Consider the following 14,132-nt stretch of genomic DNA (forward strand, 5'->3'; position numbering starts at 1 on the left):
CAAAGCCGTGAAGGCCACCTTGAGGGACTCTGAGTCCCTCAAGGTGGCCTTCACGGCTTTGCTCGTTCCCCGGCTGCTCAAGTCTCCAGCCGGACCGTGAGCTGGGTCTTCACCAGCACCTCCGCCGATGTCCCCACCGCCGTCGCGCTCAGCCGCAGGCGCTCGCCCCGATAGCCGGCCGACTCCAGGCGCAGCTCCCTTGCTCCCCGTGCCGGGCGGGGGTGGCACCAGTGGCGGACCGTGCCCGTCCCGGCCGGGTCCTTCGCCAGGATCAGGTACTCGTACCCCAGGTCGTCGGTCACCCGGCCGAGGCCGTTCCACCACAGGGCCCGCAGCGTCGGCCCCGCCGTCAGCTCCATCGGCGGGTCCGCATCGACGTCGACGCGGAAACCGCTCGGGCCCACGCGAACACCTCGGATCCGAAGGATCGCGCCGCCCCTCGGCGAACCCACCTCGCCCGGCAGGCAGTCTGCGCGGGGCAGCAGCGCGGCGACCGTCAGCTCCGCCGCCCGACGGCCGTCCTCCGACGAAACGGCCGGCGGGACACCTCGCAGGAAGTCGCTCAGAACGCCGTGTCCCACCGCCTCCGCCCAGGCCAGCGCGGCGGACCGCAGGCCCGGCTGGACGCGCAACCGGGACGCCCGCACCAGCCTCGCCGCTTCCGGCGGGCCGGCGCCGAAGAAGCCCGTCGACGCCCGGTCGAGCGCGCGCACCTGGTCGGCCAGCACCACGCGCGCGACCTCCGGCGGGCAGTGGCGGGCCAGTGTCCCCGGCTCCACGCTCCGCAGGGCCCGGGCCAGCACCCGCAGGTCGGCGTCACGCGGCGTCCGCAAGGACGCGCCGGGAGCCAGCCGGCGCAGCGCGCGCACGGTGTTCTCCACGGGAACCGGCCCCACGTCACGCCTCCTGGTCGCCGTGCCCCCGCCCCGAGTCTCCGCACCGCCGCCCGGCCGCGGAAGGCGAGAACGGGCAGCCGATCGGGCAACCCCCACCGCACGCCCGGGGGTTAGCCCCGTGTCGGCCCGCCGGCGGGGCTGGCACCCTTGACGCATGCCAGCCCCGACCGAGCCGCCGCGTGTCCGCCGACCCTGGTCGACGTCCGGCTGGCTGCTGCTGGTCCTGTTGGTGGTGTTCGCGTTCGGGCTGATCGCCTCGCGCCCGCCGTCGCCGCCCGACCAGGGCCCGCCCACCGGAGACGTCCTGGCCGCGCAGAACGCGATCGAGGCCCTGGTCCACCCAGGCCCGCACCCAGACGCGCTGGCGTTGCTGCCGAAGGACTTCACCGCGCTCAGCGGCGTCACGCCGGGCTCGATGCCGGCCCGCGACGGCACGGTCCGCGCGGTGCACGTCGACGGCGGCTGCTCGACGCCCTGGGGTGACGACAACACCAAGTGGGACTACGCGGTGCCGTGCAAGGCCCACGACCTCGGGTACGACCTCCTGCGCTACGCCGACCGCAAGGGCCACCCGCTCGGCCCGGAGGTCCGCGAAGCGCTGGACAGCAGGCTCTCCTACGACATGCACCACGCCTGCGACCTCAACCCGATGGACTCGGCCGGCACCTGCCGGGTCGTCGCGTCCTTCTACTCGGCCGGCCTGGTCGTCAACTCGTGGCACCAGCGGTGGGGCCCGCCGGTCGGCGACCCGATCGGCCCGATGGTCGCCGGGGTGCTGGTGATCGCCTGCCTGCTGGTCTTCCGGCTGCGCGGCTGGCTGTACGCTCGCCGCGCGATGCCGCTGCCGCGCCCCGCGCCGGTACCGGCGTCGGGCGTACAACCAGCAGCGCTGCTCGGCGCCGGCGGGGTCGTCCTCCTGCTGCTCGGCGAGTCCGTGACGGCGCTCGCGGACTGGGCCGGCGCGCCCGAACCGGCGCTGTGGCCGCTGACCTGGCTCGCCCAGCTCACGCCGTTGATCTTCTTCGCCGGCGGGCACGCCAACGCGGCCGGCTGGCGCACCGAGCAGGAGTCGGGCGGCGGTTACCGCCACTACCTGGCCGAACGCGCCAGCCCGCTGCTGCGCCCGGCGCTGATCTTCGCCGTCGTCGCGCTGCTGACGCCGCTCGCGCTCGAACTGCTCGGCATCCCGGCGGGCACCACCGCGACGGTGATGCGGATCGCGCTGCACCCGCTCTGGCTGCTCGGCGTCTACCTGCTGACGATCGTCTGCGCGCCGCCGCTGCTGGCGCTGCACCGCCGGGCGCCGGTGGCGGCCGCGGCCGGCCTGCTCGCGCTGGTCGTCGGCGGCGAGCTGGCCGCGAGCTGGGTGGGCTCGCCGCTACCCCGCTACGCGGCGACGTTCGCTCTCGCGCTCCTCGCCCAGCAGCTCGCCTTCGCGCACGCTGACGGCGTACGGCCGTCTCGACGTCTTCTCGGCTTCGCGGCCTTCGCCGGTGTAGCGGGCCTCGCGGTCGTCAGCGTCCTCCGGGGCGGGCCGCCGCTGCTGCTCGGCAGCCCGGGCGCCCCGGCCGCGTTCTCCGCGCCGCCGTGGGGCGTGCTGCTGCTCGGCCTGGTCCAGCTCGGCCTGCTCGGGCTGCTGGCGGGCCCGCTGGTCCGGCTCGGCTCACGGCCCGGCGTCGTCCGGGTGTGCCGGTTCGTCCTGCGCGCGCCGATGAGTCTCTACCTGGCGTTCCTCGCGGCGATGCTGCTGCTGGTCGCCGTCGTCTACCTGCCCGGCCGGATCGCCGACGGGCTGACCTGGCTGGTCCGGCCGCGCACGCTGGTCGCGGTCGGCCTGCTCGCGGTCCCGGGCGCGCTGGTGTTCTGGTGGTTCGAGCGGCACGCCCACGGTGCCGGCCGCCCGCGCGCGGCGGAGCACCCCGGCCGCCGGACGGCGGTGCTGACCAGGGCCGCGGCCGCGCTCGGCATCGGCTACGCGACGCTCGGCGTGTTCGGCTTCGCCCTGACGCGCTTCGGCGGCGTCGCGGCGGACGCGGACATCCTCGGCCTGCGGCTCGACCCGATCCAGAGCCTGGTGCACCTGCTGCTGGGGGTGTTCCTGCTGCACACGATCCGCATCGGCGCGAGCGCGGCGACGGGCACCTGGCTGGCCACGGCCCTGGCGTGCGCCCCGTCCCTGCTCTTCGCGGCCGACGGCGGCTCCCCGGGCTTCCTCGGCGTCACGCTCCACGCGGCGACGGCGGTGTTCGCCCTGCTGGCCGCGGCCGGAACGCTGCTGCCCGCCCGCAGCCCCGCCAACGCGACCCCCTGAGAGGGCCACGACGCGCTCTCAGCCGGCGCACAGCACGCGCCGCGTTCACTCGTTCGTGGGACATCCGGCCACGCGGCGCGGAGAAGGGTTCGCGGCGAGCGCCGCGGGCTCCGGCGAACGCGGCGTCCTGACCAGGCGAAACCGGCGGCGGTGCGGGAAAATGGGTGCTGCACGCCACATTCACAGGGGGATGTGTAACGCTACGGCAACCAGGGGAAGGCACCATGCGTCCCATCCTGTAGCCCTACAGATCAGCCCTACCGAACGAGCAGTGAGGAGTCGCCCGCGTGGATCACCCGCCTCGGAACGGGCAAGGCGGCCGCCGCCCCGCTCGGCCCTGGCAGGACGAGCCCGTCCGGGCCGACGCCCGGCGCGGCACCCCGCCGCCGCGCCGCCCCGCACCCCGCCGTGAACCGGTGGACTCCCGCCGCATCGAGCCGCAGCGCCGGCCGCCGGCGCGGGCGCGCCGCAACTCCTTCCGGGGCGCGAAGATCGCGCTGACCGTCGTCTCGCTGCTGGTGATGGGCCTGACCGGTTACGCGTGGGCCGCGATGCAGGGCCTGGTCAACGGGCTGAACTACGCGAACGTGATCAGCGACGGCGGTGGCGGCGACAAGCCCGCCGACGGCGCCCGCGACATCCTGCTGGTCGGCCTGGACAGCCGCACCGACGCCCAGGGCAACCCCCTGTCGCGCGAGGTGCTCGACGAGCTGCGGGCCGGCGAGTCCGACGGCGAGCTCAACACCGACTCGCTGATCTTCGTGCACATCCCGAACGACGGCAGCAAGGCCGTCGCGATGTCGCTGCCGCGCGACTCCTACGTCGACATCCCCGGCTACGGCAAGCACAAGATCAACTCCGCGTACGCCCGCGCGATGCTCCAGGCCCGCAAGGACCTGCAGAAGCAGGGCGTCACCGACCCCAAGCAGCTCGACGTCCAGGCCAACCAGGCCGGCGCCAAGGAGCTGATCCAGACCGTCGAGAAGCTCACCGGGTCGACCATCGACAACTACGCCGCGGTCAACCTGCTCGGTTTCAGCGACATCACCAAGGCCATCGGCGGCGTCGACGTCTGCCTGAACAACACCGTCAAGGACCAGTACTCCGGCGCGAACTTCACCAAGGGCCAGCACACGATCTCCGGCGTCGAGGCGCTCGAGTTCGTCCGCCAGCGCCACGGCCTGCCCAACGGCGACCTCGACCGGGTCGTCCGGCAGCAGGTGTTCATGGCCGGCATGGCGCGCAAGGTGCTCTCGGCGGGCACGCTGACCAACCCGGGCAAGCTCACCGACCTGATCGACGCGATCAAGAAGTCGGTCGTGCTCAACCAGAACTGGGACATCTTCGGGTTCGCCCAGCAGATGAAGGGCCTGACCGGCGGCCAGCTCGAGTTCCGCACCATCCCGGTGAAGAACGTCGACTACAAGACCCCCGAAGACGGCTCGGCCATCCAGGTCGACCCCGCCGAGGTCAAGGACTTCGTCCAGAGCCTCGCCGGGCCGCAGCCGGGCCAGCCGACGCCGACCACCGACCAGGCCGACAGCGCGAACAAGGCGACCACGGTCGACGTCCGCAACGCCTCCGGCAAGACCGGCCTGGCCGCGACCGTCGCCAAGGCCCTTTCGGCCAAGGGCTTCACCTCGGGTGACACGGCGAACGCGACCTCGCGCAAGACCACCGTGATCTGGGTGCCGAAGGGCGGCAAGGACACCGGCCAGAAGGTCGCGGACGCGCTCGGCGGCTCGCCGACGGTCCAGGAGGACAAGAGCGTCCAGGCGGGGCACGTGATGGTGTTCCTCGGCGCCGACTACCAGCCGCCGAGTTCCACCGACTCGAACGCCGGCTCCAGCGCCGGGGGCGCGACGTCCCAGGCACCCGCGCCGCCGCCCGCCGACGAGGAGAAGCCGATCACGGCCGAGGGCGTCCCCTGCGTCAACTGAGCAACGACGTCTGCAAGTTGCACGATCTTGTCATCTGCTGTTAACCCGATCGGCCTAACTCGCGTAATCGGTATCAAAGACATGCCCGAATCCGCGTAATGCGCGGGCACCTGCGCACTTACATACACGTGAGGGTGCACCTGCACGGAAACTGTCACCTCCGTGAAGGTGCCGTGGGAGGAACACGGCAGGGGAACTTGATGTGCTGATCGACGCCGAGGACTACCAGCGGATACTCGGGGACGAGCTCCGCAAGCTCAGGCGCAGCCGAGGCTGGACGCGCAAGGAGCTCAACCAGCACCTGCAGAGCGAGATCTCGCTGCAGACGCTGGCCACCTACGAACTGGGCACCAGACAGTGTTCCGTGGTGCGGCTGGTCGAGCTGTGCGTCGCGATGGACGAGCTGCCCCAGGACCTGCTGGCCAAGGTGCACCGCCGGGTCTTCGTCGACGAGCCCGGCCGGGTCCGCGTCGACCTGCGCAAGGTCGTCGCCGACGCCCCGCCCGAGCTGCTCCCCCTGCGCCGCTGGGCCGAAGACCGCCTGCGCACCGCCGGTGACCACGGCCCCGGCGAGGTCGCCCTCGACCTGCCGGCCCTCGAGCGGATGGCGGAGCTGTGCGAGCTGCCGACCGTCGACCTGATCGCCCGTCTCCGCCGGTACGTCTCCCGCTGATCCCCGGGTCCCTCACCGGCCCTTGGCCGCCGGTGAGGGACCGATCGGCCTCAGCCCACCAGGTAGTCCTCGCGCCGCACCTTCCGCGTGTCCAGCCAGTAGCGCCAGGTGAACCCGGGCCAGATCGTCCGGTTGACGCCCTTCGCGTCGAGGTACCAGCTCTTGCAGCCACCGCGGGTCCAGATGCCCTTCGCGAGCTTGCGCTGGATCTGCGTGTTGAACCGCTCCTGCACCTCGGGCTTCGGCTCGAGCGCGCGGCCCGCCGCCAGCCGCAGCGCCTCGGCGACGTACGAGATCTGCGCCTCGATCATGAACACCACCGAGTTGTGGCCCAGGCCGGTGTTGGGGCCGAGCAGGAAGAACAGGTTGGGGAACCCGGCGACGGTGATCCCGAGGTGCGTCCGCATCCCCTCGGTCGCCCACTCCTTGCCGAGGTTGCGCCCGTCGCGGCCGACGATCTCCAGGTCGTCGAAGGCGTCGGTGACGTGGAACCCGGTGCCGTAGACGATGGCGTCGACCTCGTGCTCGACCCCGGCCGCGTCGACGACGCTGTGCTCGCGGACCTCTCGGACGCCGTCGGTCACGACGTCGACGTTGTCCCGTGCCAGCGCGGGGTAGTAGTCGTTGGAGATGAGCACGCGCTTGCAGCCCATGGTGTAGTCCGGGGTGACCTTGCGGCGCAGCGCCGGGTCCTTGATCGCGCCGTCGATGTTGCGCTTGGCCAGGCGCTGGCCGAGCTTCATCACCCACGACTGGCCGTTGAAGCCGATCGCGCGCGCCTCGAGCATCCAGTACAGCAGGTTGCGGTAGGCGCGCTGGGCCGGCGGGAACGCCTTGAACAGCGCCCGCGTGCGGCCGGACATCTCGTGGTCGCCCTTCGGCATGATCCACGGCGGCGTGCGCTGGAACAGCGTCAGCCGCTCGGCCTCCGGCGCGATCTTCGGCACGAACTGGACGGCGCTGGCGCCGGTGCCGATCACCGCGACGCGCTTGCCCGCGAGGTCGACGTCGTGGCGCCAGCGCGCGGAGTGGAACGCCGGGCCGGCGAACGTCTCGATGCCCGGCAGCTCCGGGATCTGCGGCAGGTGCAGCGCTCCGACGCCGGCGACCAGCGCGCCCGCCGCGAACTCGTCGCCGCCCCTCGTGGCGACGTGCCAGCGGTTCTCGTCGGCGTCCCAGCGGGCCCCGGTCATCTCCTGGCCGAAGCGGACGAACCGGCGCAGGTCGTGCTTGTCGGCCACCTCGCGCATGTAGCGCCAGATCTCCGGCTGGGGCGAGTAGGCCCGCGACCAGCCCGGGTTCTGCTCGAAGGAGAACGAGTACATGTGCGACGGGATGTCGCAGGCGCACCCCGGGTAGCTGTTGTCCCGCCAGGTGCCGCCGACGTCGTGGGCCTTCTCGAGGATGACGAAGTCGTCGCGCCCCTCCTTGCGCAGCTGGATCGCCATGCCGAGACCGGAGAACCCGGTCCCGACGATGACGACCCCGGTCTCCGTGCGGTTGCCCATGGCGCGCCTCCCGATTGCCTGTTACCCGTCGTCCAGCTTACTGAGAGTAGGTTACTACCGGTAGAGTGTTGCCCGTGACCACCGCGAAACGCAAGCGCATGCCCCGGGCCGAGCGGATGCGGCAGATGATCGAGGTCGCCGAGCAGGTGTTTTCGGAGCGCGGCTACGCGGCGGCGTCCATGGACGAGATCGCCGAGCTGGTGGGCGTCTCGAAGCCGATGCTCTACGAGTACTTCAACTCGAAGGAAGGCCTGCTCCTGGCGTGCATCCGGGAGTCGAGGGCGATCCTGCGCGAGGTCACCGAGCAGGCGACGGTCGGGGCGACCAGCGCCGAGGACGCCCTGCGGCGCGGCCTGCTGGCGTTCTTCGTGTTCATCCGGGAGCGACGCGAAGCGTGGTCGCTGCTGCGGCACGAGATGGCGCTGATCGGCACGCCGGCCGCCGACGAGGTCGAAGAAACCCGCCGGCAGCAGACCGACCTCATCGCCGCACTGATGAGCGGATATTTCACCGGAGATGACGACCTGCAGGCCGAGGCGGCTGCGGAATTCGTCGTCGGAGCGTGCGAACGGCTCGCTATCTGGTGCGAGCGCCACGATGAAGTGACCCCCGAAATGGCCACCGAGTACGCGATGGACGTCCTCTGGGCTGGACTTCGGGGCCGTGCACGGTAATCTGCTCGTGCATTAGGCCATTCGGTCGTTACGCAGCGCACTTTGCGCTCCGTGTCTTGTGACACAGAGTTGCTCTACGGTATCGATGACACGGTACAAAGGAATGCTGGACTTGCGCGGCCGTGCACAGGGTGGCGGAAACCACGTCATAACGGCGGGGTGACCGGGTCACGTACGCGTGAGGGTTTGCTGGAGAGGGAGAGGGGCGTGAGGCAGATGGTGGAAGCGATCACGGCGACGTACGTCCAACAGGACGCCGACTGGGCGATCACGGTCAGCGGCCACGGCAAGGAGCTGACCGCCAGGGCGCCGGGCATCATCGCCGCGCGGGACCGGGCCGACCAGCTGGTCGAGGAGCTCGGCGGGGAGGGCCGGAACACGGTGGTCCACCTGATCAACGGCAGTGCGCTGGACTTCACCAGCACGTACATGACCGCCCGGCTGACGCTCCCGAAGCTCCCGCCGCTCGAGGTCCCGCCGCCCGGCAGCGTGCCGAAGCAGCAGACAGCGGAGAAGGCCGTCGAAAAGCCGGCCGTCGAGAAGAAACCGGCGTTGCCGACGGGCAAGCAGCTGCCGAAGGCGGTCGAAGAGCCCAAGCCGGTGGCCGAGCCCGCCCCCGAGGTCGAGAGCAAGGCCCCGGCCAAGCCGGCTCGCGCCTGAGCCGTTACTTGAAGAGCTTGCGCACCAGCAGGGCGAGCACGAGGACACCCGCACCGATCAGCGGGTACTTGACCTTGGGGTTGTCCAGCTTGGCGCGCACGCCGTCCTTGGCCGCGTCCGCGAGCTTCTTCGGGTCGGCCTTGACGGTCAGCTGGTCGAGCGTCGCCGCCAGGGCGGTTCGAGCCTGCTCGATCTCACGCTCGATCGTCTCGGGGTCGCGGGCCACGTGTCCTCCTCCGCCGCAAGGGACTGCTGGCGCCCAACGTTAGCTGGCCCCCTGCCGAGACCCCGCACCGGCCACGGCCCGGCGTGGCGGACGCCGCAGCACGCTACGCTTCCGGATGCGCAGGGCCCGTAGCCCAATTGGCAGAGGCACACGGTTTAGGTCCGTGCCAGTGAGAGTTCGAGTCTCTCCGGGCCCACTCGATTCCCCGCACCCACTCGATCGTGACGTGGGGCGCCAGCGCCTTCACCTTCGGATCGGCCCGCCGAGCACTACGCCCCGCCTGTCGAGCCGGGAACGCGCACGCCGCCTTCCCGGAGTACCCACTGGTACTCTGGTACCACGAGAGCGCTCGCACCACATCGAGGGGAGTTCGGTCATGGCCGCCACCGCGCCGATCAAGGTAGACGCCGCGACCGACGAACTCGTGTCCCACGCGGCTCATTTCCTGTCGCGCTCGAAGAAGGACATCGTCGATGCCGCTGTCCGCGAGTACGTCGACGCTCACCGCGACGAGATCAACGCGGGCGTCAAGGCCGCGCTCGGCCAGCTCAACGGCACCGACAGCGCTGCCGTCTCCTTGATGACCGGATTCAGCGCCGCCGAGATCGACGACCTCGGCGGCCTGCCGAAGTAGCTCAGCGTGTGACCGCCAGCACCCGCCGTCACGGGGTTCTCTAGCATTTCGATCATGACCCAGGTCCCCGTCGGCGTCCGCCCGACGAAGAGATGCCTGGCCGACCTCGGCCTCTTGCCGCCGGATCTCGGCCGCCCACTCGAAGAGATGGACAACCCGGTCGTCACGGCCGCGCAGGCGGTTCCGGAACTGCGGGACGCCGGCGGGGCTCGCCGGATCCTGGCCCTGTGCGACCGGGTGTGGTTCAAGGTCAAGACCGGCGACCAGCGGGCCGTCGTCACCCGGCTGCCCGACGACGGCCTGCCGGAGGGACTGCCGCGCGACCTCGGCAGATGGTGGATCGGCGCAGCCGGGCACCGCCAAGCCGACAGCCCGCAGCGTGACTTCTACGCGTCGATCAAGCGTGAGTGCACCGACGGCAAGACCGTTTCGAGCGCACATCTGCTCCCAGGTGATTGGGACTGGAAGCGTTTCACGGCCGAGCAAGCGGTTGCCTGGCGCCGCGAGATGAAGCGCATGGTGATCGGCCTCGTCTCCCTGTCGCTCACGACCGGAAACCTTGCCGTGGCCGAGTTCCGCCACCACCGCGTTAAAGCTTTGGTACGCGTCGGCGAGGATCACGAGGCCTACCTGGCGATCATCGCCGAAGGCGTTCCCGATCCGGCGATCTTCGCCCTGCTCCTCGACTGCGTTCCCGGCGTCACGCCGGACGACTGGCAACCCGAGCCGTCTCCGCTCGCGGAGATGCAACCGGCGCCCGGCGAGATCATCTGGTCGACGCTGCTCCGCTCCGAGGTGGCGAGCGCGATTCTCGAGCTCAGTCGATCGTGACGTGGGGTGCCAGCGCCTTCAGGAAGTCCGGGGCGTCGAACAGCTCTCCCGCCGGGACAACCCCCTTCGTCTTGGTGCGGCCCGTCAGGATTCGCTCCACCGCTTCCACCGCGAGCGGTGCCGTGACCGCGTAGATGTCCTGGCCGCGCGCCGTGATCCGGCGTTCTTCGCCACCGGATCGCACCACCACGTCGACCACGAACGTCTCCGGTGCCCCCGCACGCTCCTGCGCCGCCGACAGGCCCGCGGCCGCCACCGCAGTCATGTACGTCGTCACCGAGGGGACAGCCAGGTGGCGAGGGATCGTCACGACGTCGGCCATCGTGAACTCACCCAGCACCGGCTGCGGGCCCAGCGGGGCAGGGAACGGCCAGCTGAGCTTCGGCAGCGGATCGTCGGCGTACTGCAGGCGGCCGTCTGCGAACCGGATGCGCCGGTCGCCCCGCCGGGCGCGGGAGACGCGGCCCGCGGCGAGCGTTCCCGCCGTCGGGTGCCAGCCGCTCAGGCCGTACGCGACGTGGATCTCGTCCGCGCTCGTCCAGTCGCCCATGGCCGCCGTGGCCAGCAGGTCGCCCAGGCCGCCGAAGAACGCCATCGCCGGGACGACGACACCGTCCGCGACGCGCGCGAAGGTGTCGAGGTTGGCCTCGAGCTCGGCCGCGACGTCCACGTAGGGCACGCCCGCCCGCTGCGCCGCCTCGATCAGCGGCGCGGCCGTCTCCGCGAACGGTCCTGCTGCGTTGATCACCGCGGCCACGCCCTCCAGAGCGCGGTCGAGCGACGCCGGGTTGTCGACCGTCGCCACCCGGCCGCCCGGCAGGCGCGCCGCGTCACGGCCGGAGAGGATCGGCTCGAACCCGCGTTCGCGCAGCTCGGCCACCACGAAACGCCCGGTGTGCCCGTAGGCGCCGTAAACCAGAACCGATGTCATGCAGCCATCCTCACGACGGCGGCGTCGCGCGACCAGTGTCCGGAACGCCATCATGCGTACAATTCCGGACATGAAGACTGTGGCGCTCGCCGCGACCGACGGGATGCTGTCGTTCGAGCTGGCCATCGCGTCGGAGGTCTTCGGCGAGAACCCGCGGTACGACTTCGCCGTCTGCGGCTCGGCCCCGGTCGTGGTCGGCCGGTTCCGGCTGGAGCCGGAGCACGGGTTCGACCGGCTGGCCCGCTCCGACACGGTGCTCGTCCCGGGCTGGGCCGACGTCGACGTGGACCCGCCGGCCGACCTGCTCGACGCCGTCCGCGAGGCCCACGCGCGGGGCGCGCGGGTGGCGTCGCTGTGCACCGGCGCGTTCGTGCTGGCCGCCGCCGGCCTGCTCGACGGCCTGCGCGCGACGACCCACTGGGCCCACACCGCCGCGCTCGCCGCGCGCTACCCCGGCGTCCAGGTCGACCCGGACGTGCTCTACGTCGACAACGGCAGCGTCCTGACGTCCGCGGGCAAGGCCGCGGCGATGGACCTGTGCCTGCACCTGGTCCGCACCGACCACGGCTCGGCGGCCGCCAACACGATCGCCCGCCTCCTGGTCGTGCCCCCGCACCGCGACGGCGGGCAGGCCCAGTTCGTCCCGGCCCCGGTGCCCGACCGGGCCGACCACCCGCTGACCGAGCTGTTCCCGTGGGCGGCCGAGCGGCTGGACCGGCCGCTGTCGGTGGAGGACCTGGCGCGGCAGGCCAACATGAGCGCCCGCACCCTGACCCGCCACTTCCACGCGGTCACCGGCACCACCCCGCTGCAGTGGATGCTGACCCAGCGCATCCGCCGCGCCCAGGAGCTGCTGGAGACGTCGGCGAGCAGCGTGGACGCCATCGCGGAAGCGGTCGGCATGGGCACGGCGACGACGTTGCGGCGCCACTTCCACCGCACGGTCGGCGTGGCCCCGGACGCCTACCGCCGCACGTTCCGCGGTTAGGGTTCGCCATGCAGTCGTACGGGTTCGTGGGCACCGGCGAGATCACCGCGGCGATCGTCGAAGGCCTCGGCGTCGCCGCCCCGCCGGACGTCTTCCTGTCGCCGCGCAACCACGACGTCGCGCACGCACTGGCCGCCCGGTTCCCGAACGTGCGGGTGTGCGGCGGCAACCAGGAAGTGCTCGACAGCACCACCACGATCGTCGTCGCGGTACGCCCGCAGGTCGCGCGGGAGGTGCTGGCCGGCCTCGTCTTCCGGCCGGAACACGTGGTGGTCAGCGTGCTGGCCGGGGTGTCGCTGGAGCAGCTGCGGGAGTGGACCGCTCCGGCCGCCCGGCAGGTCCGGTCCATCCCGCTGCCGACCGTGAGCCGGGGCGCCGGCCGCACTGCCCTCTACCCTGACGACCCCGTCGCCCGGGCGCTGTTCGAGAGCGTCGGCGACGTCGTCGTCCCACGGGACGAAGCGGCCTTGGCCACGTTCTCCACGGCGACCGCCACCTTCGCCGCGCACCTCGACCAGCTGGCCACCATCGCGCGCTGGATGACCGAGCACGGCGTCGCGGCCGAAGAGGCGGACGCCTACGTGGCGCACGTCTTCGGCGAGCTGGGCCGGACGCTGCTCACGCACCCCGGCACGCTCGAGGACCTGGCCGGGAAGCACATGACCCCGGGCGGCATCAACGAGCAGTTCCTGACCGACCTGCGCGGCGACGGCCTGCCCGACAGCGTCCGGAAGGGCCTCGACGCCGTCCTGGCCCGGGTGAGCGGTCAGTAGCGGACGTCGCTCTGCAGCAGCGGCGGGTAGACCGCCGACGGCTCGCCGTCGACCGTGGTGCCCGCGAACTGGAGCATCGCGCGCTGGGCGCCGTGCATCGGGGCCGGGTAGTCCAGCGTCGGCGCCGACACCTCGTCCAGCCGGGCGAGCTGGCCGGCCGACAGGGAGATCTCCAGCGCCGCGAGGTTGCCGGTCAGGTGCTCCAGGCGCCGCGCACCGACGATCGGGACCACCGTGCCCGGGCGGGCGCGCAGCCAGGCCAGGGACACCGCCGCGGACGTCGTGCCGAGCTCGCCGGCGATCGCGGCCACGACGTCGATGACGTCGAACTCCGCCTCGCTCGGGCCGCCGACGTACGCCGTGCGGGCCGACTCGGGGGTGCCGGCGCCGCGGCGGTACTTGCCGGACAGGAAGCCGTTCTTCAGCGGGCTCCACGGCGTCAGCGCGATCCCCTGGTCCCGGGCGAACGGCGCGAGTTCACCCTCGACCGTGCGGGCCAGCAGCGAGTACTCGACCTGCAGCGCGATCAGCGGCGTCCAGCCGCGCAGCTGCGCGGTCGTCTGGGCCTGCGCGGTGACCCACGCCGGGGTGTTCGAGAACCCGACGTAGCGGATCTTGCCCGCGCGCACGAGGTCGTCGAGGGTCCGCATGGTCTCCTCGATCGGCGTGGCGCGGTCCCAGTTGTGCAGCCAGTAGAGGTCGAGGTAGTCGGTCTGCAGGCGCCGCAGCGTCTGCTCCAGCTGGGCGATGATCGACGCCCGGCCCGCGCCGCCGCCGTTCGGGTCGCCGGGGAACATGTTGCCGAAGAACTTCGACGCGAGCACGACGTGCTGGCGCCGGCCGGGCTGCGCGGCGAAGAAGTCGCCGAGGATCTTCTCCGAGTGGCCGTTGGTGTAGAAGTTGGCCGTGTCGACGAAGTTCCCGCCCAGGTCGAGGTAGGAGGCGAGGATCTTCTCGGACTCCTCGACACTGCAGCCGGCGCCGCCCGGGTCCTCGCCGAAGGTCATCGCGCCGAGGGCGAACGGGCTGACGCGCAGTCCGGACCGGCCGAGGGTGACGTACTGGTCGAGTGACATGAAACGCTCCT

14 protein-coding genes and 1 tRNA gene are annotated in these 14,132 nt (G+C 71.8%); 10 read left to right on the forward strand and 5 right to left on the reverse strand.

Annotated features, from left to right (window positions below; all coding sequences use genetic code 11):
- Window positions 1-77 precede the first annotated feature (77 nt).
- Window positions 78-896, reverse strand: a complete 819-nt coding sequence (locus VA596_RS01050; RefSeq protein ID WP_323322623.1) for a hypothetical protein — start codon at window positions 894-896, stop codon at window positions 78-80.
- 154 nt (window positions 897-1,050) lie between these two features.
- Between VA596_RS01050 and VA596_RS01055 the strand changes: the two genes are divergently transcribed.
- From VA596_RS01055 to VA596_RS01065, 3 genes are all read left to right on the forward strand, one after another.
- On the forward strand, window positions 1,051-3,207 hold the full coding sequence (locus VA596_RS01055) for a phospholipase (protein ID WP_323322625.1): 2,157 nt from the start codon (window positions 1,051-1,053) through the stop codon (window positions 3,205-3,207).
- Window positions 3,208-3,494: 287 nt separating this feature from the next.
- Window positions 3,495-5,147: an LCP family protein gene (locus VA596_RS01060; protein ID WP_323322627.1), complete on the forward strand. Its 1,653-nt coding sequence runs from the start codon at window positions 3,495-3,497 to the stop codon at window positions 5,145-5,147.
- A gap of 202 nt (window positions 5,148-5,349) precedes the next feature.
- Complete coding sequence (locus VA596_RS01065) at window positions 5,350-5,820, forward strand: helix-turn-helix domain-containing protein (RefSeq protein ID WP_323322629.1); 471 nt, start codon at window positions 5,350-5,352, stop codon at window positions 5,818-5,820.
- Window positions 5,821-5,870: 50 nt separating this feature from the next.
- On the opposite strand, the gene VA596_RS01070 is transcribed toward VA596_RS01065, so the two are convergent.
- Complete coding sequence (locus tag VA596_RS01070; RefSeq protein WP_323322631.1) at window positions 5,871-7,328, reverse strand: flavin-containing monooxygenase; 1,458 nt, start codon at window positions 7,326-7,328, stop codon at window positions 5,871-5,873.
- 116 nt (window positions 7,329-7,444) lie between these two features.
- Between VA596_RS01070 and VA596_RS01075 the strand changes: the two genes are divergently transcribed.
- Together VA596_RS01075 and VA596_RS01080 are read left to right on the forward strand one after the other, a co-directional pair.
- Entirely contained in the window at window positions 7,445-8,002 is a 558-nt protein-coding gene (locus tag VA596_RS01075; RefSeq protein WP_323325584.1) for a TetR/AcrR family transcriptional regulator, read from the forward strand.
- 216 nt (window positions 8,003-8,218) lie between these two features.
- Complete coding sequence (locus VA596_RS01080) at window positions 8,219-8,662, forward strand: hypothetical protein (protein ID WP_323325586.1); 444 nt, start codon at window positions 8,219-8,221, stop codon at window positions 8,660-8,662.
- A gap of 4 nt (window positions 8,663-8,666) precedes the next feature.
- On the opposite strand, the gene VA596_RS01085 is transcribed toward VA596_RS01080, so the two are convergent.
- Entirely contained in the window at window positions 8,667-8,888 is a 222-nt protein-coding gene (locus VA596_RS01085; protein ID WP_323322633.1) for a DUF3618 domain-containing protein, read from the reverse strand.
- Between the two features lie 122 nt (window positions 8,889-9,010).
- On the opposite strand from VA596_RS01085, the gene VA596_RS01090 reads away from it, so the two are divergent.
- The 3 genes from VA596_RS01090 to VA596_RS01100 all read left to right on the forward strand — a co-directional run bounded on the left by VA596_RS01090 (window position 9,011) and on the right by VA596_RS01100 (window position 10,353).
- Window positions 9,011-9,084, forward strand: a tRNA-Leu gene (locus VA596_RS01090).
- A 180-nt stretch (window positions 9,085-9,264) separates the two neighbouring features.
- Window positions 9,265-9,522, forward strand: a complete 258-nt coding sequence (locus tag VA596_RS01095) for a hypothetical protein (protein WP_323322635.1) — start codon at window positions 9,265-9,267, stop codon at window positions 9,520-9,522.
- Between the two features lie 54 nt (window positions 9,523-9,576).
- Complete coding sequence (locus tag VA596_RS01100) at window positions 9,577-10,353, forward strand: hypothetical protein (protein ID WP_323322637.1); 777 nt, start codon at window positions 9,577-9,579, stop codon at window positions 10,351-10,353.
- Here the strand turns inward: VA596_RS01100 and VA596_RS01105 are convergent.
- On the reverse strand, window positions 10,340-11,284 hold the full coding sequence (locus VA596_RS01105; protein ID WP_323322639.1) for an NAD(P)H-binding protein: 945 nt from the start codon (window positions 11,282-11,284) through the stop codon (window positions 10,340-10,342). The two genes, VA596_RS01100 and VA596_RS01105, sit on opposite strands and share 14 nt — an antisense overlap.
- A gap of 70 nt (window positions 11,285-11,354) precedes the next feature.
- Here VA596_RS01105 and VA596_RS01110 point away from each other — a divergent pair, with 70 nt between their 5' ends.
- Together VA596_RS01110 and VA596_RS01115 are read left to right on the forward strand one after the other, a co-directional pair.
- Window positions 11,355-12,272, forward strand: a complete 918-nt coding sequence (locus VA596_RS01110) for a helix-turn-helix domain-containing protein (RefSeq protein WP_323322641.1) — start codon at window positions 11,355-11,357, stop codon at window positions 12,270-12,272.
- Window positions 12,273-12,280: 8 nt separating this feature from the next.
- Window positions 12,281-13,045, forward strand: a complete 765-nt coding sequence (locus VA596_RS01115) for an NAD(P)-binding domain-containing protein (protein WP_323322643.1) — start codon at window positions 12,281-12,283, stop codon at window positions 13,043-13,045.
- On the opposite strand, the gene VA596_RS01120 is transcribed toward VA596_RS01115, so the two are convergent.
- Window positions 13,039-14,121 carry an aldo/keto reductase gene (locus VA596_RS01120; protein WP_323322645.1) on the reverse strand — a complete coding sequence of 361 codons (1,083 nt, stop codon included), beginning with the start codon at window positions 14,119-14,121 and terminating at the stop codon, window positions 13,039-13,041. The genes VA596_RS01115 and VA596_RS01120 overlap by 7 nt on opposite strands.
- Window positions 14,122-14,132 lie beyond the last annotated feature (11 nt).

Source organism: Amycolatopsis heterodermiae, from assembly GCF_034929455.1.
GTDB lineage: Bacteria > Actinomycetota > Actinomycetes > Mycobacteriales > Pseudonocardiaceae > Amycolatopsis > Amycolatopsis heterodermiae.